The sequence below is a fragment of the Clostridium sp. genome (genome assembly GCF_036642255.1).
In the GTDB taxonomy this organism is placed as follows: domain Bacteria; phylum Bacillota; class Clostridia; order Clostridiales; family Clostridiaceae; genus Clostridium_J.
In genome coordinates this window covers 116,935-139,087 of the sequence record NZ_JAVWDJ010000007.1, presented here as the reverse complement: position 1 = coordinate 139,087, position 22,153 = coordinate 116,935, and the positions used below count along the sequence as shown (strand labels likewise).

The 22,153-nt window shown below is 30.6% G+C and carries 29 protein-coding genes; 26 read left to right on the top strand and 3 right to left on the bottom strand.

Annotation, left to right across the window (positions count from 1 at the left end):
- Positions 1-246: 246 nt before the first annotated feature.
- From RR409_RS05855 to RR409_RS05805, 11 genes are all read left to right on the top strand, one after another.
- Positions 247-750 (top strand): site-2 protease family protein, encoded by a 504-nt coding sequence (locus RR409_RS05855; protein ID WP_332556794.1) that lies wholly within the window; start codon positions 247-249, stop codon positions 748-750.
- Between the two features lies 1 nt (position 751).
- Positions 752-1,309: a histidine phosphatase family protein gene (locus tag RR409_RS05850; protein WP_332556793.1), complete on the top strand. Its 558-nt coding sequence runs from the start codon at positions 752-754 to the stop codon at positions 1,307-1,309.
- Positions 1,310-1,418: 109 nt separating this feature from the next.
- On the top strand, positions 1,419-2,009 hold the full coding sequence (locus tag RR409_RS05845; RefSeq protein WP_332556792.1) for an AAA family ATPase: 591 nt from the start codon (positions 1,419-1,421) through the stop codon (positions 2,007-2,009).
- Between the two features lie 42 nt (positions 2,010-2,051).
- Positions 2,052-2,411 carry a cupin domain-containing protein gene (locus RR409_RS05840; protein WP_332556791.1) on the top strand — a complete coding sequence of 120 codons (360 nt, stop codon included), beginning with the start codon at positions 2,052-2,054 and terminating at the stop codon, positions 2,409-2,411.
- A 172-nt stretch (positions 2,412-2,583) separates the two neighbouring features.
- Positions 2,584-2,769 (top strand): HepT-like ribonuclease domain-containing protein, encoded by a 186-nt coding sequence (locus tag RR409_RS05835; protein WP_332556816.1) that lies wholly within the window; start codon positions 2,584-2,586, stop codon positions 2,767-2,769.
- Positions 2,770-2,866: 97 nt separating this feature from the next.
- The gene (locus RR409_RS05830; RefSeq protein WP_332556790.1) at positions 2,867-3,187 is read left to right on the top strand and encodes a putative heavy metal-binding protein; all 321 of its coding nucleotides are present in this window, start codon (positions 2,867-2,869) and stop codon (positions 3,185-3,187) included.
- Between the two features lie 248 nt (positions 3,188-3,435).
- A complete protein-coding gene (locus RR409_RS05825; RefSeq protein ID WP_332556789.1) occupies positions 3,436-3,918 on the top strand; it encodes an NUDIX hydrolase in 483 nt (160 codons plus the stop codon).
- Positions 3,919-4,080: 162 nt separating this feature from the next.
- The gene (locus RR409_RS05820) at positions 4,081-4,515 is read left to right on the top strand and encodes a GNAT family N-acetyltransferase (protein WP_332556788.1); all 435 of its coding nucleotides are present in this window, start codon (positions 4,081-4,083) and stop codon (positions 4,513-4,515) included.
- Positions 4,516-4,717: 202 nt separating this feature from the next.
- The gene (locus RR409_RS05815) at positions 4,718-5,047 is read left to right on the top strand and encodes an SdpI family protein (protein ID WP_332556787.1); all 330 of its coding nucleotides are present in this window, start codon (positions 4,718-4,720) and stop codon (positions 5,045-5,047) included.
- Between the two features lie 219 nt (positions 5,048-5,266).
- Positions 5,267-5,593, top strand: coding sequence for an HIT domain-containing protein (locus RR409_RS05810; protein ID WP_332556786.1), 327 nt, complete (start codon positions 5,267-5,269; stop codon positions 5,591-5,593).
- Positions 5,594-5,680: 87 nt separating this feature from the next.
- Entirely contained in the window at positions 5,681-6,931 is a 1,251-nt protein-coding gene (locus RR409_RS05805) for an MFS transporter (RefSeq protein WP_332556785.1), read from the top strand.
- 283 nt (positions 6,932-7,214) lie between these two features.
- Here the strand turns inward: RR409_RS05805 and RR409_RS05800 are convergent, their stop codons facing one another.
- A complete protein-coding gene (locus RR409_RS05800) occupies positions 7,215-7,820 on the bottom strand; it encodes a GerMN domain-containing protein (protein ID WP_332556784.1) in 606 nt (201 codons plus the stop codon).
- A gap of 410 nt (positions 7,821-8,230) precedes the next feature.
- Between RR409_RS05800 and RR409_RS05795 the strand changes: the two genes are divergently transcribed.
- From RR409_RS05795 to RR409_RS05760, 8 genes are all read left to right on the top strand, one after another.
- Entirely contained in the window at positions 8,231-8,812 is a 582-nt protein-coding gene (locus tag RR409_RS05795) for a histidine phosphatase family protein (RefSeq protein WP_332556783.1), read from the top strand.
- Positions 8,805-9,269 carry an NUDIX hydrolase gene (locus RR409_RS05790; RefSeq protein WP_332556782.1) on the top strand — a complete coding sequence of 155 codons (465 nt, stop codon included), beginning with the start codon at positions 8,805-8,807 and terminating at the stop codon, positions 9,267-9,269. Before RR409_RS05795 ends, RR409_RS05790 begins: the two co-directional genes overlap by 8 nt.
- 77 nt (positions 9,270-9,346) lie before the next feature.
- On the top strand, positions 9,347-10,147 hold the full coding sequence (locus tag RR409_RS05785; protein ID WP_332556781.1) for a linear amide C-N hydrolase: 801 nt from the start codon (positions 9,347-9,349) through the stop codon (positions 10,145-10,147).
- A 51-nt stretch (positions 10,148-10,198) separates the two neighbouring features.
- Positions 10,199-10,981 carry a class I SAM-dependent methyltransferase gene (locus tag RR409_RS05780; protein WP_332556780.1) on the top strand — a complete coding sequence of 261 codons (783 nt, stop codon included), beginning with the start codon at positions 10,199-10,201 and terminating at the stop codon, positions 10,979-10,981.
- Between the two features lie 288 nt (positions 10,982-11,269).
- The gene (locus tag RR409_RS05775; RefSeq protein WP_332556779.1) at positions 11,270-11,650 is read left to right on the top strand and encodes a GntR family transcriptional regulator; all 381 of its coding nucleotides are present in this window, start codon (positions 11,270-11,272) and stop codon (positions 11,648-11,650) included.
- Positions 11,651-11,652: 2 nt separating this feature from the next.
- Positions 11,653-12,555, top strand: coding sequence for an ABC transporter ATP-binding protein (locus RR409_RS05770; RefSeq protein WP_332556778.1), 903 nt, complete (start codon positions 11,653-11,655; stop codon positions 12,553-12,555).
- Positions 12,536-13,267 (top strand): hypothetical protein, encoded by a 732-nt coding sequence (locus RR409_RS05765; protein ID WP_332556777.1) that lies wholly within the window; start codon positions 12,536-12,538, stop codon positions 13,265-13,267. Before RR409_RS05770 ends, RR409_RS05765 begins: the two co-directional genes overlap by 20 nt.
- Positions 13,264-13,866 carry a hypothetical protein gene (locus RR409_RS05760; RefSeq protein ID WP_332556776.1) on the top strand — a complete coding sequence of 201 codons (603 nt, stop codon included), beginning with the start codon at positions 13,264-13,266 and terminating at the stop codon, positions 13,864-13,866. The genes RR409_RS05765 and RR409_RS05760 overlap by 4 nt, the downstream gene beginning before the upstream one ends.
- Before the next feature lie 138 nt (positions 13,867-14,004).
- Here the strand turns inward: RR409_RS05760 and RR409_RS05755 are convergent, their stop codons facing one another.
- Both RR409_RS05755 and RR409_RS05750 read right to left on the bottom strand, forming a co-directional pair.
- Entirely contained in the window at positions 14,005-14,916 is a 912-nt protein-coding gene (locus RR409_RS05755; RefSeq protein WP_332556775.1) for a hypothetical protein, read from the bottom strand.
- On the bottom strand, positions 14,913-15,476 hold the full coding sequence (locus tag RR409_RS05750; protein ID WP_332556774.1) for a sigma-70 family RNA polymerase sigma factor: 564 nt from the start codon (positions 15,474-15,476) through the stop codon (positions 14,913-14,915). Before RR409_RS05750 ends, RR409_RS05755 begins: the two co-directional genes overlap by 4 nt.
- A 399-nt stretch (positions 15,477-15,875) precedes the next feature.
- Between RR409_RS05750 and RR409_RS05745 the strand changes: the two genes are divergently transcribed.
- The 7 genes from RR409_RS05745 (at position 15,876) to RR409_RS05715 (ending at position 21,959) form a co-directional block, all read left to right on the top strand.
- A complete protein-coding gene (locus tag RR409_RS05745) occupies positions 15,876-16,670 on the top strand; it encodes a GNAT family N-acetyltransferase (protein ID WP_332556773.1) in 795 nt (264 codons plus the stop codon).
- A 166-nt stretch (positions 16,671-16,836) separates the two neighbouring features.
- Complete coding sequence (locus RR409_RS05740) at positions 16,837-17,655, top strand: EFR1 family ferrodoxin (RefSeq protein ID WP_332556815.1); 819 nt, start codon at positions 16,837-16,839, stop codon at positions 17,653-17,655.
- A gap of 358 nt (positions 17,656-18,013) precedes the next feature.
- Positions 18,014-18,472, top strand: coding sequence for a GNAT family N-acetyltransferase (locus tag RR409_RS05735; protein WP_332556772.1), 459 nt, complete (start codon positions 18,014-18,016; stop codon positions 18,470-18,472).
- 211 nt (positions 18,473-18,683) lie between these two features.
- The gene (locus tag RR409_RS05730) at positions 18,684-18,866 is read left to right on the top strand and encodes a DUF4177 domain-containing protein (RefSeq protein WP_332556771.1); all 183 of its coding nucleotides are present in this window, start codon (positions 18,684-18,686) and stop codon (positions 18,864-18,866) included.
- A gap of 191 nt (positions 18,867-19,057) precedes the next feature.
- Positions 19,058-19,834 carry an ABC transporter ATP-binding protein gene (locus tag RR409_RS05725; RefSeq protein ID WP_332556770.1) on the top strand — a complete coding sequence of 259 codons (777 nt, stop codon included), beginning with the start codon at positions 19,058-19,060 and terminating at the stop codon, positions 19,832-19,834.
- Complete coding sequence (locus tag RR409_RS05720; RefSeq protein WP_332556769.1) at positions 19,815-20,660, top strand: ABC transporter permease; 846 nt, start codon at positions 19,815-19,817, stop codon at positions 20,658-20,660. Before RR409_RS05725 ends, RR409_RS05720 begins: the two co-directional genes overlap by 20 nt.
- 354 nt (positions 20,661-21,014) lie before the next feature.
- On the top strand, positions 21,015-21,959 hold the full coding sequence (locus RR409_RS05715) for an alpha/beta hydrolase (RefSeq protein ID WP_332556768.1): 945 nt from the start codon (positions 21,015-21,017) through the stop codon (positions 21,957-21,959).
- Positions 21,960-22,153 lie beyond the last annotated feature (194 nt).

The window sequence follows — 22,153 nt, the reverse complement described above, 5'->3', positions numbered from 1 at the left end:
GGAAGTATGGAATTTTACAAAACTTGTATGGAGTGGTGTGAAGAAGCTGGAATACTTACTATTCAGGATTTAAGCAAACATGTAGTATCACCAGAGGAGCATGAAAAGCTTTGGATTAGTAGGTGTCAGGAATACTTTAGAAATCATTGATATTTTTAGGTATATAATTTATAAATAATAACCTTTAAGAATGCAAAGCTTATTACTCTAATGAATAAATATAAGAATTAGGGAGTTAGATTTAATATGGAAATGATAAATATTATTTTAAATATACTTATGTGGATTAGCATAGTGCAACTTACTACAATTGCACATGAACTTGGACATGCTATACCTGCACTTTTCTTTAGCAAGGATAAGGTTAGGATGTATCTTGGTATAGCTAAGAATAATGAGAAAAGTTATAGCATAGGAAGTTTGCAGGTGGTGTTCAGGGGGTTTCACCCATTTACAGGGTTTGTTAGGTGGAATAATAATAAGCTATCTAGAATTCAAGAAAGTATTGCAGTCATAGGTGGACCAATAACATCTTTACTAATAGCTATAAGTTTATTTTTATTTGGAAATAGCTTTGGAAGTGGAGTGTTAACTAACATGATTAAATTGACAGCTTATTATAATTTTTATCAATTTATTGTAACGGCAATTCCTATACAATACCCCAGCTGGTGGGGTGGATATGGTGGGTATAAAAGTGATGGGCTTAATGCATTAGAGATGTTAAAAATAGAAGTAAAGGAAAATTAAAATGATCACAAATATTTATTTAGTTAGACATGCCGATTCAACTTATACTCCGGAGGAATTAACTAGACCTTTATCTAATAAAGGCTTTAAAGATGCTGAAATAGTAACAAAGATATTATTAACAGAAAGTATAACTCATGTGGTGGCAAGTCCATACAAAAGAGCAGTACAAACAGTAGAAGGATTAGCTAATACTTTAGGTTTAAGTATTACCCTGTATGAAGAATTTAGAGAAAGAAAATTAGCAGAAGGTCCAGTAGAGGATTTTCAAGCTTCCGTAATGAAGGTTTGGCAAGATTTAGAGTTTTCTTTTAAAGGTGGAGAATCAGGAAATGAAGCACAACAAAGAGGTGTACAAGTTCTTCAGAGAATTTTAAAAGAACATGAAGGTGGCAACATTGTAATCGGAACTCATGGAAATATCATGGTGTTAATTATGAACTATTTTGATGAAAGTTATGATTATAACTCTTGGAGAGAGCTTCAAATGCCAGATATTTATAAGCTTTCCTTTGAAGAAGGGGCATTCATCAGAGCAGAACAGCTTTGGATAAAGTAATAATGATGAAAAGCTTAATAAAAAACGGTGCTAAAATATATAAAAGAAATCTACAACACTCAAAAAACCTTATTGAAACTTGTGGAATTTATAATAAGAGGTGATGGTAATGATAATATGGATAAATGGTGCCTTTGGCTCAGGGAAAACACAAACAGCCTTTGAACTACATAGAAGACTTCCTAACTCCTTTGTATATGATCCAGAAAATCCAGGATATTTTATTAGAAAGAATATACCAAAAGAATTAGGTAAGGGAGATTTTCAAGATTACGAAATGTGGAGAGAAATTAACTTTTCTATGCTTAAATATATTGATGAAAATTATAAGGGGATAATAGTTGTACCAATGACTATAGTGAGTCCTCAGTATTTTAAAGAAATTGTTGGTAAATTAAGAAGTAGTGGAATCGAAGTAAGACATTTTGCATTGAGTGCTACAAGAGAAATCCTACTTAAAAGATTGAAAACTCGAGGAGATGGAAAGGAATCTTGGCCAGCAAAGCAAATAGATAGATGCATAGAAGGGTTAAAAAACGAAGTGTTTAAGCAACACATAGAGACGGATAATCTATCAATTGAAGAAGTGGTGGAGAAGATTGCATTATTATCAGATATAAAATTACTTCCAGATGATAATAGTAAGATTAGAAAGGTACTTAATCGAGTTAGAATAAAACTAAAACATATTAGATGGTGACAGATAAATATGTCTTTAGCACAAAGTAGGAAGGTGAAGGATATGAATAAAGTTAATGTTAGTGAGAAACTAAGCCTTTTCCATGAGTATTGGAGTCCTAAAATTATAGGTGAAGTAAATGAATCTTATGTAAAGGTTGCTAAATTTAAGGGTGAATTTTTGTGGCACACTCATGACAATGAAGATGAAATGTTTTATGTTGTGAAAGGTCAATTGATTATTAAGTTTAGGGATAAGGATATAATTTTAAATCCTGGAGAGTTTCTTATAGTTCCAAAAGGTGTTGAACATATGCCTGTTGCAAAAGAAGAAGTTGAGGTAATGTTAATTGAAACAAAAACTACTTTGAATACTGGAGATGTAAAAAGTGAAAAAACCGTAGAGAATCTTGAGAGGATTTAGTGAAAGTATTCTTAAAATGACTCAGGTAAAAGTATTTGTTTCAGAAGGGTTAAGAAGAACATAGATGATATTTATGAAGCAGTAAGAAGTAATGGGAAATAATATATGAGGTAAAAATATCTTCAGTTTACATATGTTGGGTGAGGATGATACAATTTAATTAAGGAAGAGCATTGTTTTATTTAAAGATGAGAAAATAAATAATGAATTAAGAGATTCTTTGTGTAATATGGCTGGATTCCGAAATATTTTGGTGCACGATTATATGAAGTTCGATAGAAATATTGTTTATCACATAATAAATAATAATTTAAAAGATATAGAACTTTTTATAAAGAATATATCTGCATTTATATAGCAAGCATGTATTTAAAATCTGACTGATTGAGTAATTTGGATGTGAAAATATAACTTAATATATTTTATAAATCAATTTAAAATGCGGAGGTTTTATCATGATCGTAACAACTACAAATAACATTGAAGGTAAAAGAATTATTGAATACAAAGGAATTATCTGTGGAGAGGTTATCTCTGGGGTAGACTTTATTAAAGATTTTGCTGCAGGACTTACTAATTTCTTTGGAGGAAGATCAAAGTCTTATGAAGATGAATTAATTCAAGCAAGAGAAGGCGCTATAGAAGAATTAAAGCAAAGAGCATGGCAACTTGGTGCAAATGCAATTGTAGGGATAGATATAGACTACGAGGTGCTAGGTCAAGCAGGGAATATGCTTATGGTAACTGCTTCAGGAACTGCTGTTGTAGTAGAATAAGCAATCTAGATAACAAAATTACAAGAAAAACAGCAACAATATACGAATAGAAAAGATTAGATTATTTTGCTAATGTTTTATTAAAGCATTAAGCAGAATGGTCTTTTATTTTTACTATAATTTAAACCTTGAATATTAAAATACATTTTATTGAAATTATGTTATTATAAGTATATGATATAGAGTAATAAATGAGTGTTTGCAAGGTGTATAAAAAAAGTATTAAAGTTAGTGAAGGAGTGAGATAAATGATAATGCCAACACATATTGTTGCGGCAGCAGGGGTAGTTGAAAATGAGCAAGGGGAGATATTGTTGGTTAAAACTTATCATGGAGGATGGGTTTTTCCAGGTGGTCAAGTAGAGGTTGGAGAAAATCTTATTGATGCAGTTATTAGAGAAATAAAAGAAGAGAGTGGAATTCATGTGGAAGTAAAAAATCTCTTTGCAATTTCATCAAATACATCAATAAATAAAGGATATAACGGAGTTAAGCAAGTTCCCACGAAAGTAATGATGGATTTCATTTGCACTTTTATTCATGGTGAGTTATGCATTTCAGATGAAAATTCAGAATCCTGTTGGGTAAAAAGAGAAAAAGTATTGGATATGATTACAGCTCCAGCCATTCGTCAGCGATTTCAAGCATACTTAGATTATAATGGAGGAGTGCAATATCTATCCTATGTAACACAGCCAGAGTTCAACTTAAAAGTTAATAGAAAAATATAGTGATATGAACTTAAACTTCAGTATAGTTCATTCATAAATTATACAATATGCCAAGAGGTGCATGATGAATAAAGTTAAATTCGCTATATTTACTCACTTGCATTATGAACATATTGCGATGGTTATGAAAGAATTATAGTAAATGATAATGGGGGTTATATATTGATATTATTTAAAGAAATTACAAGAGAAAATTTTTGGGACTGCATTGAGCTTACGGTGGCAGAGCAGCAAGTTGATTTTGTTACATCAAATGCTGTTTCAATAGCGCAATCAAAGTTTCAGCCAGAATGTATACCATTAGCTATATTTGATGAGGACACAATGATTGGATTTTTAATGTACTGTATTGATGAAGATGACAGTGAATATTGGATTTATCGCATGATGATTGATAAAAAGTATCAATCAAAGGGCTATGGGAAAAAAGCTTTAGAAAAACTTTTAGAAATCATAAAACAAGACAATTCACGTAATAAGATTTTTCTAGGGGTACACAAAGAAAGCACTTTTGCTGTAAAACTGTATAAGAGCTTTGGATTTGAGTTTAATGGACAAGTATTTGGTTGTGAACATATCATGAGGTTGGATTATTAAATTAGAAATTTGAAATAAATTAAACGGATATTTACTATTTATTTAGTCAATAAATCTGTAGAGTTGGAAAGAGATTTTTCACAACTGAGTAATAGGAGCTAAAAACATAAGGAGCTATGTGTTTTTTTACTAAGATTATGGTTAATTATCTTTAAAATATTCATATACTGGTTATAAAATAAAGAGCTAAGGAAGTGTACTTATGTTATTTACTGTGGGAATCATTAATGCTGTTGTGGGAGTTATATTTAAAGTTTTTCCACCGAAGAAAATTAATAATATATATGGTCATAGAACAAGATTTTCAATGAAAAATCAGGATACCTGGAATGAAGCTCAAAGATATTCAGCTAATAGTTTTATGATATTAGGAGTTTTTTTTATTCTTTTAGGGGTACTGTGTAACTACTTCTTAAAAGAAATAAGAGAAGAAACTCAGTTTACAGTATTTATTCTTGGTACCATTGCCATGATTTGGTATGATGAAATACATTTAAGAAAAGTATTTAATGAGGATGGAACCAGAAAATAATAGTTTTTCAATTTCTAAAAAGTGAAAAATAAATTATGGGTATCGAGGCATTGTTAGGAGGTAATAAATTAGTATAATTACTAATTTATTACCTTTATTACATTAATATAATTTCATTGTTATGAAATATTTGGTACAATAAAACTTAAGTTCATAAAATACATTTTTGTTAAATATTTCATATATAAAGTTTATTTATACAGTGAGAGGAGAAAAATTATGATTAGTGATTTTTACTGTAATGAAGTTTTGAGTGGGAAGACTATGGTTAATAAAATTTCTGAAACAGAAAATGTACTAGCATACCATCATACTCGCCCAGCTTATGAGGTGCATATTGTTGTGATTCCTAAAAAGCATATATCATCTCTTATTACCATTGAGGAAGAGGATAATGATTTATTATTGGAATTATTGTCAGTGGTTAGACAAGTAGCATCAAGGGTTGTAGCAGAAAATGGAGCTTGCAGGGTAATCACTAATCTTGGGGAGTACCAGGATTCTAAGCATTTGCACTGGCATGTAGTGTATGGGAAACGTATATAAAAAAGATAAAAACATACATCTGGTGAAAATTAATTTTCATCGAGGATGAAGAATAAAAGATTAAGTATGAATTTTGGGGGAGAAAACATGAAGGGATTTAAAAGACTATTACTACCATATAAAAATTTACCAATGAGTGTTTATATTATTTTCTTTGCATCAATAATTAATAATCTAGGTAACTTTGTGGCGCCTTTTTTGACTATGTTTTTAACATATTCTATAGGTATGAATGTAGGAACAGTAGGGCTAATTGTTGCAATTAACAGCTTTGTTGGACTCATTGCCTCAGCTCATGGGGGGAAATTAATTGATGTTATAGGTAGAAAGAAAATATTCATTATTTTTAGAACTGCTTCAGCTATTGCAATACTATTATGTGCCTTTACAAAGGATCCAATTGTACTAACATCATTACTAATTTTATCAAACTTTCTTGGAGGATATCCAATGCCTGTTTACAGCACTATTATTACTGATATCACAGAAGGTGAGCAACGAAAGACCGCCTTTTCCATGCAGTATATGGCTATAAATATAGGTTTTTCTGTGGGACCTCTTTTAGCAGGATTTTTATATAACAACTATTTGATTTGGCTTTTCTTAGGGGATGCCATCACCACCTTTATTTCAGTTATATTAGTAGCAATGTTTATTCCAGAAACTATGCCTAAGAAGGAAGCTATATTAGCAACAAAGGGAAATAAATTTGAAAAAGCAGAAGAAGGAACTTTACTTCAAGCTTTAGTTAGAAGACCAACTTTACTTTTATTTTCTTTTATAATTGTTATATATTTTATAGTATTTTCTCAGTTCAACTTTGGCCTTTCCCTCCAAATTGGAGATGTATTTGGGGATAAGTCAGCAACTATATTTGGGAGTCTTATGGCAGTGAATGCAGTAATTTGCAGTATTATTCCAATGTTTCTCACTGCTATAGCTGGGAAACTTAAAGCATCCTTAAGCATAGCTCTTGGGGGAATACTCTATGCAGTAGGGTTTGGAATGATATTTTTCATCAACAGCTATTTTCTATTTATACTTTCAACTATAATTTGGACGTTGGGAGAAATATTAATTTCCACCAATACTAATGTATACATTGCAGACCATACCCCAGCTTCACATAGAGGAAGGTTTAATTCTATTTTCCCAATAATAAGAAAACTAGGATTTATGGTCGGGCCAATAATTGCAGGTTTGTATGTTAAATACACAAGCATCAGAAATCTATGGCTATTTATAGGTGGTCTTTCTATCCTAGGAGCTATAATGATGTACAGACTTTATTTAATGGACAATAAAACTGAAGAGATTTTGCAGGTTGAAAGTGTTTAGTTTAGGAATAATTACTTAAGATGATTTTTATTATTAAACAATGAACTAGTTCATTTTCTTCAACCATTTATGAAAGGTGATTTCACTCACTAAATTTCAATTTCTGACGATGATAACTCATCTAAAAAGGTGGAGAGACTTACCTTTCAATATGTAGTTAAGGGAAATTTATAAAAAGTAGAACTTCAAAAATCAGTTCTACTTTTTTTATTCTTTCATATAAGAGTAAATTATTAGTTATTTTATTAGTGTTTTTTATTTAACTGTGATGAAACCCTGACTATCATTTAGAATATTTTTCTGCCTCAGGATAATCCACTTTAAAGTAACCTTCAGGTAAGTCCCCTTTTAAAGAGGTATACAATTCATCACCAAAATATATAGCAACTTTATCTACACCTAAGTTATAGCCGTAAGTAGTTAATAACATGGTTAGAAGCCCACTTTCGGTGCTACTTCCTAAGGTCATGTGATCAACATAAGAATCTGAAAATACCACTGTAAGAAGTTTATTATCCTTATCTATTTTTGCAGATTTAACCTGTACTTTATTTGTTAGAGTTAAAAAATCCTTATTATAAGTTTGGTTTTGGAGCTCTTTAGTCAAGGCTGTGATTATCGCACTTTCTTCTACTGGTATTGTGGTGTCTATATAATAATGCTTTAAATTAGTCGTGTTAAAGAAGTACAATCTGCAGTTTGTATCTTTTGTTGAAGGCTTATCAGCACCTGGCTTTGCTTCTTCTGGATTTTCATTTGATGGCTTTTCAGTTTGGGTATCATTTGGATTATTAGCATTTGAATTATCAGTAGTTAATTTATTTTTGCAACCAAATGTGATAAAAATACACAACACTAATATAGCTACTACAAAAAATCTCTTTTTCATCTATATCTCTCCTAAACATAATACTTCTATTGCCATTATATTATTGTATAAGGTTATGTACCACATATTTCTAATTGTTTCCTCATTACCATTGAAATAAAAGGTCTTTCGTTTACAAGAATGAAGCTATTTTTATAGTTATATGTAAAAATATAACTTATAATATAATTAAAGGGTTTAACCACATTTTGGCAAGATAATTCTTCTATCCTCATCAGTGCTTAAACAAGTTTAAGGTGGGAGTTTTGTGCTAAAAATTAAATTTTGGTGGGAGTATAATCTCTTTCAAGGCGTTGAATAAAATGAACTTGTTCATTATTTAAAGGATCTATAAGGATTTTAAGGGGAAGAACTATAGTTTAATAGTTTAATAGGGAAGCAATCATTAAGTATAAAAGGGGGCAACTATAATGACAAAGCTTATACTCATAAGACATGGGGAGCCGGATTATAGCTTAGTAACAGAACGTCAATTTAAGGGACATGGTAGAGATCTGGCTCAACTTACACCAAAAGGAATAGAACAAGCAAAGGCTGTAGCTAAAGATGAAAGGTTGAAGGGAGCAAGCATTATTGTAACTTCACCCTACACAAGAACTATGCAAACAGCAGCAATTATATCGAAAGAAACATCCTTGGATATAAATATAGAACTTGATATTCATGAATGGCTACCAGATTTAACCTTCAACTACATAAATGATGATGAAGTTATGGTTGCTGCTAAGGAATGTACTCTTTGTAAAGGTAATTACACTGATGATAATAAAAAGAAGTGGGAAAAACTTAGCACTGTTGCTGAAAGAGCTTTTAAAGCCTTAGAGAAGTATTTACACTACGATAAGATAATTGTGGTAACTCATGGCGTGGTGATGAGACAATTTAAATTTCAACCTATTGTGTCTCATTGTGAGATTATGGAGATTGATTTCCATAAGGATTTTCAGTGGGGTGGCTGGGTTGAGCATGAAAAGAGGGTTTTAAATGAGTGATTATATAAAATGGATAAGAAGCAAAGTAGGTCATGATACTATAATACTAAATTTTTCTGCGGCTTGTATCACTAATGAAAAAGGTGAGATATTGCTTCAAAAGAGAAGTGATAAGGAAGAATTATGGGGTCTACCAGGTGGAGCAGTTGAAATTGGAGAGTCTATTGAAGATGCTGTAATTAGGGAAGTTAAAGAAGAGACAGGATTAAATGTTGCCGTAGAACATTTTATTGGAGTGTACTCAAAGTATTTTACTACATATCCAAATGGGGATAAAGCACAGTCAATTTGTTATCTTTTTAAATGCAATATACTCAGTGGAGATTTGAAAATTGATAACAAAGAAACCTTTGATTTACGTTTTTTTAATAGAAATAATATACCAAAATTGTTTTTACAACAGCATTCTGATATGTTAAATGATTTTTTAGAGAATAAAACTGGAGTATTTAAATAAATAAGAAAGTTATTAAAGAGTTTGTTAGTATGAAAAACATCACTAATAAACAACTTTAGATGAGGTATAAGAATAAAATGTGTACAAGCTTTATGATAAATTCACCAAAAACAATTATAGGAATGAATTATGATGGAACTGATGAAATAAAAATTATGTTAAAGGAAGATAATCAGTTTCTAATTCTTTTAAAGGTTCATGGACAATTTTTCCATTCCTTTGGAATAAATAAAAGTGGTATCTTTATGAATACACTTATGGTTACTCCAAATGAACAAGGAAAATATAGAAGAGGTAAAAATGTGATACATATGATGAAATTTTTTGAACATGTAATGGGGGAAACTGTTAAGTTTCAGGATTTAGAAGGATTCTTGCAGACTAATACTATTGTTAATGTACCTAACTTCAATGTGCACAGTATGATTGTTGGAAAAAGTGGAGACACATACATTGTGGAACCTGGAATAAGTAACTTTCATAATAGTTTATTTAGTGATGGTCCAGTTGTTCTAACAAATTTTCCAATGTGTCATAGTATTTGTGAAAACTATAAAGAAGCAAAGGGCACTGGTGAAGAGCGATATAAGAAAGCATATAGTATGATATTAGAAAAGAATGAAGCTTTTTCTATTGAGGATGGTTTTGCTGTGTTAAAGGAAACAATGCAACTTCATGGAGAGTATCCAACTAGATTTTCTATGGTTTCCATACTTGAGGATGAGGAAATTTATTTTGCAACAAATGGTGATTTTAGCAAAGTGTTTAAGTTTACTTTTGAAGATAAAAAGATAATCACACACATGGGGTTTGAAAAGAGTAATAGTAGTATTCTTTCTAAGAAAGGAATATTGGTAGCTGAGCTTGAAAACTTTTAAGGGAAGGATAATTTGTTTCTAAAAAATATAATTCACAGGGGGAGTGAGTATATGAATACAGTTAATACTTATGAAAATACTGCATGGTTATATGATTATGATAATAGGGATAATCTTACGGCAGACATAGAATTTTATAAGGAATATGCAGTGAAAACAGGGGGTACTGTACTGGAACTTGGATGTGGTACAGGGAGAGTAGCATTAAAACTTGCTGACATAGGGATTGAGGTTACTGGACTTGATTTATCAGAAACTATGCTTGAATCCTTTAGGGAAAAGCTAAGAAGTACTGATAAGGAAGTTACAGATAAAATAACCCTAGTACAGGGAAGTATGGCAGAGTTTAAATTGGATAAAAGCTTTGGACTTATCATTGCACCTTTTAGGGCTTTCCAAGCCTTAACTGAAGATGATGATATAAAAAGTTCTATAAAATGCATAAGAGAGCATTTAACTGAGGATGGATTATTCATCATAAATGTATTTAGACCATATAAGGTACTGGATGAGAGCTGGTGCTATGAGGAAATAATTCAATGGGAAAGAACTGATGAAAATACAGGTGCTAAAATCGTTAAAAAGCATTGGGGAGATAAAATCGATACCGAAAAACAAATTATTTATCCTCATTATGGCTTTGAGATTACTGATGCCAATGGAGATTTCCAAAGAATAGAGGATCACTTAAAACTGAAATATTATTATGCTAACCAATTGAAGGATTACCTTACAAAAGGTGGACTCACAATTGTAGAAAAGTTCGGTTGGTACGATAAAAGTGATGTTGAAAATGGCAGAGAATTAATATATGTGTGTAAGAAGTGTGGATAAAATAGCTAGTTAATATTCTCTAGCACCATATAAAATCATGGAGAAAATCAAATTATAAATATAATATAAATTCAGTAAATCCCTAGAGGTGTAATTACATCTCTAGGGATTTGTAATTACCTTGGAGGTAATTACAAAATGTGGAAATATATCCGAGGTGAGAAAAAAAGAAAAAATAAAATATTTTAAAGAAAAATTAAAAAATAGGTATACAATTAGCTGAAAAAAGAATATACTACATTATATCAGTAATGTACTAACTCACCTATAAATAAAGGAGGTGTTGGGGTGATTTTAGATAATGATAACTTAAAGCCCATTTATGTACAAATTGCTGATTGGTTAGAGAATGAAATACTTTGTGGCAACATAGGAAGTGATGAAAAGATATATTCTCAATATCAATTAGCGGAAATGTTTAATATAAATCCTGCCACTGCGGCTAAGGGGTTAAATATTTTAGCATCAGAAAATATTCTTTATAAAAAGAGGGGATTAGGAATGTTTGTAGCTCTAGATGCAAGAGAAGTAATAAGAGAAAAACGTAAAACACAAACCTTAAAAACACTTATTTTAAATTTAGTAATGGAAGCAAAAAGATTGGATCTTGGGGAAAAGGAAATTTTAGATATGGTATCAAAAGTAATTGAGGAAAGTAGGGAGGGATAAATTTGAAGGTTATTCAATGTGATAATGTTACTAAGGCTTATAAAAGCTTTAATGCTTTAAAAGACCTGAGCTTTTCTATTGAGGAAAACACTATTACTGGACTTATTGGCAGGAATGGTGCAGGAAAAACCACGCTATTAAAGTTATTGAGCGGATTCTTAAAACCTACAGGTGGTGAAATTAAAGTTTTTGATGAAAACCCCTTTAATAATTTAAGTGTGTCTAGTAACACAATATTTATTGATGAAAACATGAGCTTTTCAAGACAATTAACCCTAGATGAAATTTTATGCGCTGCAAAGAGTTTTTATCCAAACTTCGATGAAACAATGAGTAGAAAACTTCTTGAATACTTTTCTATAAATAAAAGCAGAAACCATAGTGAACTTTCTAAAGGAATGACAAGCACCTTTAATATGATTTTAGGTATTGCGAGTCATTGCAGCTTAACTATTATGGATGAAGCAACTACAGGGATGGATGCTGCTGTCAGAAAAGAAATCTATAAGATAATCCTTAAGGATTACATTGAGAATCCGCGTAGCATCCTTATCTCAAGTCACCACTTAGAAGAGCTAGAGGATATACTAGAAGACATATTATTATTGAAGGACGGTACAAAGTGTCTCCATATGCCTGTAGTAGATTTAAAGGAATATGCCATTGGACTTAGTGGAAAGGAAGCAGCAGTAAAGGAATTGATTAAAGATAGAAATGTGCTTTATGAAGAAAGCTTTGGAAAGGATAGTATCTATTTAGTGGTTGAAACTAGAAACTTTCAGGAAGATTTAAGGGCAGCTAAGACTGTAAATATTGATGCAAAACCAGTAAGCACTAATGATTTATGTATATATTTAACAAGTCCAAGAGAGGGGGGGATTAACTATGTCTTTAGCAAAAAGTGATTTTATATCAGTAGTAAAGAAACAGTATATTTATAAGCTTAATGGCTTTTCTAAGTTTTTTCTAATGATTATCTTTACTCAAATATTAGGGATGTTATTTGCACTTACTAATGCTGGTGGAAATATGGCAACTTCTACTAATATTTATAAGTTTAATATAGAAAGAAATACGACTATACAAGTTTATATATTTACAATTGCTTGTGTAGTGGGAGCTACAATACTTTTAAATCTTAAGGATTATAAGGATATGGATTTTACTTTTGTATCAAATCGTATTAGTAGCAATGTTTCAAATATAGGATTTTTGATTACTCTTTCACTGTTTGGATCGGTTACTTCAGCCTTATCAGGGATTTTGGTTAGAACAATAAAATATTTATCTATTGGAGGTTCAAGGATCATAGAAAGTGGTTTTTTCTTATCTCCAGGAGAAGTTATGTGTAGCATTGGGGCTAACTTCTTTTATATTTTAATCATTAGTTCAATAGTTTACTTCTGTACTGTGCTTACTGAAAGCTCCAAACTTTTTATAATTGTAATCTTGGCAGTGGTAGTTCTGCTTCCACAAACGCCTCTATTGGGGACTATAATAGAGTTTTATGGAAAAGAAAGTAGCTTACTGATTTTCATGATTAAAGCTATAATCACAGCAGCTATATTCTTCTGTGCTAGTGTTGTTGCTTCAAACAACCTGGAGGTGAGAAGATGAAAAATAAATATATAAAGCTTATTATAATAGCTTATATCGCTATTAATATCTTGGGAGTCATAGTTTATTATGCATTGCCAAAGGTGAGTTTTGCACAGGCTAAGCCAGGAGTAAAGTTAGAACAATCATTAAATATGGAAGAAGAAATAATGAATAATCCTAGGGTATTAGAGGAAAAAATTTTAGAAGATAAATACAACATTAAAAATTACAATTTCAATTATGAAGGTAAGGATTTAGAAATTCTCTTTGAAAAAGAAGAACAACAGATTTTCATAGATAGAAAAACTGTGGATGATAATAAAATAGAAATATATTGGTATTCTGGACCTATGCTAGTTAATGGTATTGATTTTGCCTATATGGTAAAGGGCCCTGATATAGAATTGAATGATAACAATCTCAATATACGATTTGAAAAGCAAAGTTATAGCTTTACACAGTTTTCTAAAGATTTAGGGATGAATCAGTTCTATAGCAATAAGGATGATGAGAATAAGGGTATTAATGGCAGATTCGGAAGCAGTGTTATTTATATAAAGATTCCACAAAATCTCAAGGTTTTAGGAGATGAAAGCTATCACTATATAAATAATTAATCACTATTTAAATTGGGATAAACAATAAGCAAATTAGTTATAGCAAAATCTCACCTCGGAGGCTCATCCAAAATATGGAAGAATCTCCAAGTTAAAAACAGCGATGTTATTATAAGCACCGCTGTTTTTTTGTGGAACTTATTTTATTACAATTTTTGTTGCAGTGATTTGAACTGGATAGCTTTCAGCTACAGTACCATTAAAAGTAATAATAAAATCACTTTTCACATCGTTAAGAGTAGCTTTTTCTCCATTTTCAAATACTATTATAGTTTTCTCTGTTACAGTGACATTGGCTGTATCAAAGGCAGTATAAGTGGGGCAACTTACAAGTAGTGAATTTTCACTACGTTGAATAAGGGTACAATTAAAAGTAGTGGAACTATCACCCTTATTGTCTACAGGTATTAAATTCTTAAGAAAATCATCCCCGGATTTTTCACAAATATCATTTTCATCAGCAAAGTTTATATATAGAAGTTTATTATCATCAACTACATATTGTAAAACATGGAGACCACTACCTATATCTTTTGTGGGACCAAGTAATTGTATTATTTCCTTATAGGTGATTCCAGGAGTTATTGATTTTACTTCAGATGAGGTTACTTTACCTGTGTTTATAACTCCATAATAATCAACAATTGACTGGTAGATTTCTTTTGCATTTTGTGGAACATTTTCAATTCCTAATTCATTGGCTTTAGCCATCAAAACAACCTTAGTGGTGTCGTATTTAAAGTTAGCAGATTCCATATCCTTATAAACTTTTATTGATTCAGTTTTTGATAAATTTGAAGTCTCAATACCAATATCACTTAAATAGCTTTGGGCTTTATCATATTCATCAGCGTTAACTTTGCCGTATGCACCAAAAGATATTATCATCACAAGGCTAACACTTGCTATTGTAACAATTAATTTATTTTTTATGAAGAATTTTGCCTCTCTTTCCTCAGCACTAATGGTGTTAATCACTCTTTTGCGAACGTCTTCTTTACTAACGGATTTACTGGATAAAATTTCTTTTATAAAATCTTTTTCTTTCATAAATTCTCACCACCTTCTTTGTAGATAGAACGAATTTTTTCAAGGGATCTATAAAGTTTATGTTTTACATTTGATTCACTAATTTTAAGTTCTTTAGCAATTTCTTTTAAGGACATATCACAGTAATAGTAAAGAAAAAATATCTTTTGCACATCTTGGGGGTTTAGACTTATGAATCTCCATATCTCATCAATGGTGTGTTTATTTATTAATGCCTCTTCTATATTTTGTTGATTTAAATCAACTTGAAGATCAACAATATTTATTTCTTCATGGGTCTCATTACTTGAAAGTATAGGAATTATCTTTTTTAATTTTTCAATTAAAGTATAATGTTTGTAAATTTTTGTTTTAGTAAGCCTCAAGATAAATCCTTGGGGATTATCAATGTAATTAGGACCTTTTTTTATCATAACTTTATATGCTTCTGTAAAAACCTCTTGCACAATGTCTGATACATCAGCAGTGTTTGAACACTTAAGGGTAACTAGTCTTAATACATTTAAGTAAGTTTCATCATATAGTTTATTAAAACTATTGATTAGTTCATTATTTACCATTTCATCACCGCCTTATAATATAAGTGTCATAAACATTGTAAAAAGTTCCATATTTTTTATTCTATCATTGATTTACAGAGTACAAACTTTTCAAACTTTTAAATTAAAAGGAGCAAATTTTTATGATTAAAGGAAAAAACAATGAATAGGTTTAAGATAACAGGTTTAAGTATTATAAGGTTTATACGAAATATAGTATAATTAGGTAATGAAATAATCTTAAATATATTTTATAAGTTGCAATAGAGTTTTTCTTATTTCATCCCTTGAAGCAACTATTTTACACAGGATACAAAGAAAAATTATAAATTAGTGCAGTTTCTACATTGCATTCTATAAAAAAACTTAAAATATTTGCCTTAAGAGGTTAGAAAAAGCACATAGAAAGGATATTAAAACATGGAAGTGAGAATCATTCATGATACCAGTATGGTTTATGAATTTTTAAAAAATAAAGAAAGATATGATTACGTTTATCAACTTAATAATTTGGAAGCAAGTCAATGGAAACAGGTGGTTTGTTATGGATTATTTTATGAGGAGGAGTTAAAGGCAATAGCTATGTTAAACATGAATTATGGTATTCCAGTTCTCTTGGCAGCTAGCTTTGATGATGTGGAATATAGCATAAAACTCATAAGAAAAATAAAACCATTTCTTCCTCCAAAATTTTATACCCATATTGATAAAGCCACACTAGCAGAAGTATTTCCAGAAGATAAGATTACTGGGTTAGAGGAGTATATGAATATGGGAATATGGGATTTTTATGTACTTAATAAAATGCAGGAAAATGAGGCCGTTCGTGTAGGTTTTAAGAGCATAAATGAAATCAAATATTTACTTTCAGTAGGTCACCCAGGAGCATGGCTTGATGAGGAGTTAGTTATGCTGAATGAAAACTTTGGTATGTATGTAAATAGAAAATTAGTAAGTTTTGCTGGAATACATGCTTACTCCAACAATTATGAAGTTGCTGCTATAGCACACGTTACAACCCATCCAGAGTACAGAAAAAGGGGATATGGTGAGCAAGTAGTATCAGCATTAGTGAACAGCCTAAAAGGAAAAATAAAGTTTATTGGGCTTAATGTAAAAACTGATAATGTTCCAGCTATAAATTGTTATAAAAAATTAGGATTTGAAGAGTTCGGAAGGTTTATGGCATGTGATATAGAAATTAAAATGGATTAGAAATCTAACGAATATAGTAGAATTTAAGAAATAAACTATTTTATAAATGTATAGGCTTAGATTTTCTTCTTAAACCGAAAATAATAAATAAAAACTTACAATAACAAAAAACAAAATATATGACTAATCTTTTCTGTATCAAGTGGTGAAAGGGATTATGGGGATTATGGTTAAAAAAATTAATGCAATGTACTTTAGTGCTACAGATACAACTAAAGCAATAGTATGTGAAATTTCAAAAAAACTTTCGGAAAATATTAATGGGGAAAGACCTATAAATAATATTGATTTTACCTTGTCAGATCATCGAAAAGAACCAGTGAGTTTTAAAGATGATGATGTGGTTATTATTGGAGTGCCAGTTTATGCAGGAAGGGTTCCAAATGTACTCCTAAAATATTTAAATTCTATTAAAGGTAATGGGGCATTGGCAATTCCTGTAGTTGTTTATGGAAACAGAAATTATGATGATGCATTAGTGGAATTAAAAGATATTCTTGAAGCAGATGGATTTAAAGTTATTGCAGGTGGTGCATTTATAGGAGAGCATTCATTTTCTAAAATTCTAGCTAAAAATAGACCTGATAAAAAAGATATGACTATAGTAAGTGATTTTGCTCAGGAAATATATAAAAAATTAACATCGCAAAATAAAGTTGAAACTGTAGTTGTAAATGGAAATATACCTTATAGAAAACATTATATGCCTAAAGATGAAAATGGCATGGCTGTTGATATTAGAAAGGTTACTCCAAAAACAAATTCAAATTGTAATGATTGTAAACTTTGTGTAAGGTGCTGTCCAATGGGTTCCATTGACTTAAGAGATGTATCAAAATTAAATGGAATTTGTATTAAGTGTGGCGCATGTATTAAAAAATGTCCTGTTAATGCAAAGTATTATGATGATGAAAATTATTTAAGACATAAACATGAATTGGAAATCGAATTTCAGCATAGAAAAGAACCAGAATTATTTATATAAAATTACCTAGAAGTAAATAAAACTGTTATGAAATCTTGTAATGAAGGTGAAAAAAATATTATTTATTGTCATATCCTTAAAGCTTATGACAATCTTTTCACTGCGCATTTAAATTTAGAAATAGTGAAAGAGATTAATAAGGGATTTGTGCATTAAATAAGACTAAAATCTCACAAACCCGCATAAATACTATATATTGTTATATTTTTTTATTGTAGTGTTCTTATAAATATGTATTTTTATATTTATAAGAATTTTGCAATATTTATTTTTATATTCAAGTATTAGGCAGCAAGAAGATTAACTATAACTGAAACTTACAAGGTTTAAATATTATTATTCATTAAGGGGGAAAATAATGATTAATATATATGGTGCAAATGTATGTGATTCTAAAGTTTTAACTAACTTAGCAATAAGATCTGAGGCATATTGGGGCTACGACTTTGAATTTATGGAGAATTTTAAAGCCATTTACAAAGTAAGTGAAGAATTTATAAGTAACAATCCAACTTTTATTATGAAAGAAGATGAAAATATAATTGGGTTTTATGGGCTTTTAATTGAAAAGTCAGGAATTGCTTTAGAATACTTTTTTATTGAACCCAAATATATAGGTAAAGGTTATGGAAAGGAATTATGGAAACATGTGATGAAAACCTGTGAAAGTCTAGATGTTGTGGAATTTGAAATAGTAACAAGTCCCCAAGCAAAAGATTTTTATATTAAATTAGGGGCAAAACTTCAGGGAGAAGTGGAATCACTTGTGGCTAAAGGACGTATAATTCCAAGGTTAATTTATAGAAAGTCAAATTGAAACTTTAACAAGAAATTTTCTAGTTAAAACTAATGAAAAAGAGAGAGTAGGTAATATTGCTGCTAAACTTAGGATTAATATAAATTTGTAATATACTAAATTGCTCCGTGAATTTAATTACACTATAAAAATAAAATTCTAAACAGGGCTTTTATATAATAGGGTATATAATATATGTATATATAATTAAGTTTTAATTGGGGGTATAAAAATGTACGAGTACAAATATGTAAAGTGTGCAATGGGTGGAATGTTTACTGGGGATAATCATCAGGAAGTTATTAATGAGAATGCAAAGTTAGGATGGAGATTTATTCAAATTGTACCTTTGTACTATTCCTTAGAGGGAAGAGCTAAAGATTTCGAAATTATATTTGAAAGAGAAATAAAATAGAAGTTTAAAAATTAAAAAAAGCTTAGTGAATTAACACTAGGCTTTTTTGTTTTTCTTTAACAACATTTATGACTTAATCATATATTAAATGATGAAGAACTTTATTTAACAACATTTTGGATGGGAATATTACGGCTACTTACCCTTTTCAGATGTAGTTTAAATATTTCGATGTAAAAGGAGATGAGCGAATGAGCAAAGTAGAAATACGGAGCATTTATATGAACTACCATTCACTAAAAGGAGAAACTTCTGCTCTTGAAGATATAAACCTTTCTGTAGAAACTGGAGATTTTGTTAGTATAGTTGGGCCTTCTGGTTGTGGTAAATCAACACTTTTAAATATAATTTCAGGGCTTATAACTCCGTCCACAGGAGAAATACTGGTAGATGGTGAAGTTATAAATAGCTATTCAGAAAAGCTTGGTTATATGTTTCAAAGAGATCATCTCTTTGAGTGGCTTACAGTTTGGGATAATGTTTCTTTAGGGCTTAAAATTAAGAATCGTTTAAATGATGAGAGTAAGGACAAGTTAGAAAAACTTCTTAAGAATTATGGCCTTTGGGAGTTTAAAAACCATTATCCAAAGGAATTATCTGGAGGAATGAGACAAAGGGTTGCTCTAATTAGAACCTTAGCCTTAGATCCAGAGGTACTTCTTTTAGATGAGCCTTTTTCAGCGCTAGATTATCAAAGTCGATTAAATGTAAGTGATGAGATATATGACATCATTAAAAAAGAGGGAAAAACAGCTATTATGGTTACCCATGATATTTCTGAAGCTGTATCCATGTCCTCTAGAGTGGTTGTTCTTTCTAAACGTCCAGCAAGAATAAAGAAAGAAGTAAAAATAGTTTTTGCTTGTGAGTGTAGGACACCATTAAAGTGCAGAGAAGAAGCAGAATTTAGGGCTTACTTCAATGAAATATGGAAGGAGATGGACTTTAATGATGACTCAAAGGGATAAAAAATTAGAAACTAATGTTCATCAGCAAGTTGTTGTGAATAAGCAAAGTGATGAGCATAAGAATTATATAAAAAAAGTTAAAAGAAGAAAGAATGAAATTCTAATCACTAGGATTCTAATTCTTGTAGTATTTTTTGCATTATGGGAAGTACTTGGACGCTTAAAAATTATTGATCCTTTCCTAACTAGTACCCCATCAAGAATGTTACAAAGCGCAATCAATATCTATAATGAGGGTACTTTGCTTAAGCATATTTGGGTTACTTGCTTTGAAACCATTGTGGGATTTACCTTAGGTACGGTGCTTGGAACCTTAATTGCAGTGATTTTATGGTGGTCAGACTTTTTATGTAAAGTATTAGACCCTTACCTAGTAGTATTAAATGCTCTTCCTAAGGTTGCATTAGGACCTATAATTATATTTTGGGTTGGTAATGGTATGAAGGCTATTATAGTTATGGCTCTTTTGATATCAATTATTGTTACTATAATCAGTGTACTTGCAGGGTTCAAAGAAGTTGATGAAGATAAGATTAAGCTTTTAAAAACCTTCGGAGCTACAAAGTTCCAAACCTTAAGGCATCTTATAATCCCATCTACAGTTCCAACTTTAGTATCAGCATTAAAAATCAATGTAGGTCTTTCTTGGGTTGGAGTTATCATGGGAGAATTCCTTGTAGCAAAAGATGGTCTGGGATTCTTAATAGTATATGGAGGCCAAGTAGCACAGCTAGATATGGTAATGATGAGCATAATTGTGCTTTCAATTATTGCTTATGCAATGTATGAGATAGTACATTACTTTGAGAAAAAATATAAAATATAACATGAAAATGAGCCCATAGGTAGTAATTATCTATGGGCTTATTCTTAATTATTTAGCTTTGAACCATAAGAAGCTCAGTTACAGACCTTCTTCAGATAATCTAAGAAATATTGAACGTTTAACAATAAGAATCATTATAATTACAATGAAATTTATCATACTTTTATGTATTAACTTAATGTGATTTTCTTTAAATAACTTCATAGTGTATGTCTGCGAAATTATTTTTATGATATTAGAAAAAATTGTCAATAATATTAAAAGTAGCTATAATATATTATTAAGATATTTTTAGGAGTAAACAGTTAAGCTGATACTTTTTAGACACCTATGAAGATACAAAGGGGGTAGGGTATGGTGGAAAACATAATATTCGCAGCAAAAGTAATTATTGCTATTGCTCTTATAGTTCTTATCTTTGCAGGAAATTATTTTTATAATTTTGGAGTCCTTCGCAGGAAAAAAGAATTTTTAAAGGGAAATCCAGATTTAGAAAATGATGACTATGCTAAGGATTGGGCAGATAGTAGAGTTTGGTTTGACGGAAAAACATGGGAGGACATAACAATGAAATCCTATGATAACTTAACTCTTTTTGCAAAGTACCTGAAAGCGCCAAAGGACACTGATAAAATAGCGATTTTAGTTCATGGCTATTCAGGAAAAGGAAGTGGAATGGCTTTTATAGCACAGCATTATCATGAAACTCTAGGATATAATGTGTTAATGCCAGATCTTCGTGGACATGGACAAAGTGAAGGAAATTATATAGGGTTTGGTTGGCATGATAGAAAGGACTTAATTAAGTGGATTAATTATGTTATAGAAAGTCATGGAGAAAATTCACAGATAATATTGCATGGTATATCCATGGGAGCTGCAACAGTATTAATGACAAGTGGAGAAGAGCTACCTAGTAATGTTATGTGCAGCATTTCTGACTGCGCCTACACTTCTGCCAAGGACATTTTAATTTTTCAAATGAAAAAGATGTTTAAGATACCTTCCTTTCCATTAATTCAAGTAACTAGCTTAATATGTAAGCTTCGAGCAGGATACTGTTTTGGAGAAGCTTCTGCAGTGAAGCAAGTTGAAAAGACCAAAAAACCAATACTTTTTATTCATGGAAGTGAAGATAAATTTGTTCCAACAAAAATGGTTTATCCACTATACGAAGCTTCAACAATGGAAAAAGAATTATTCATAGTTCCAAAGGCTGGGCATGGTTATGCTTATTGGGTAGACAAAAAAGGTTATGAAAGTGAAATGATGAAGTTTATGAGTAGATATATCAAGTAGGAACTAAATACTGTTAAAATAAGTAGGGGACAATTAGACTAGAGAAAAAAGTAGCAGTATAAGAAGCATTTAAAGTGTAATAACATAATTAAATTTCATGTGGTATCCTTGCAAAGAAACAGATATGTTTAAGCTTATTAATAGAAGGGTTATGGACTTGAGCTTCAATATGCATATACTCTTCTAAGTATTAT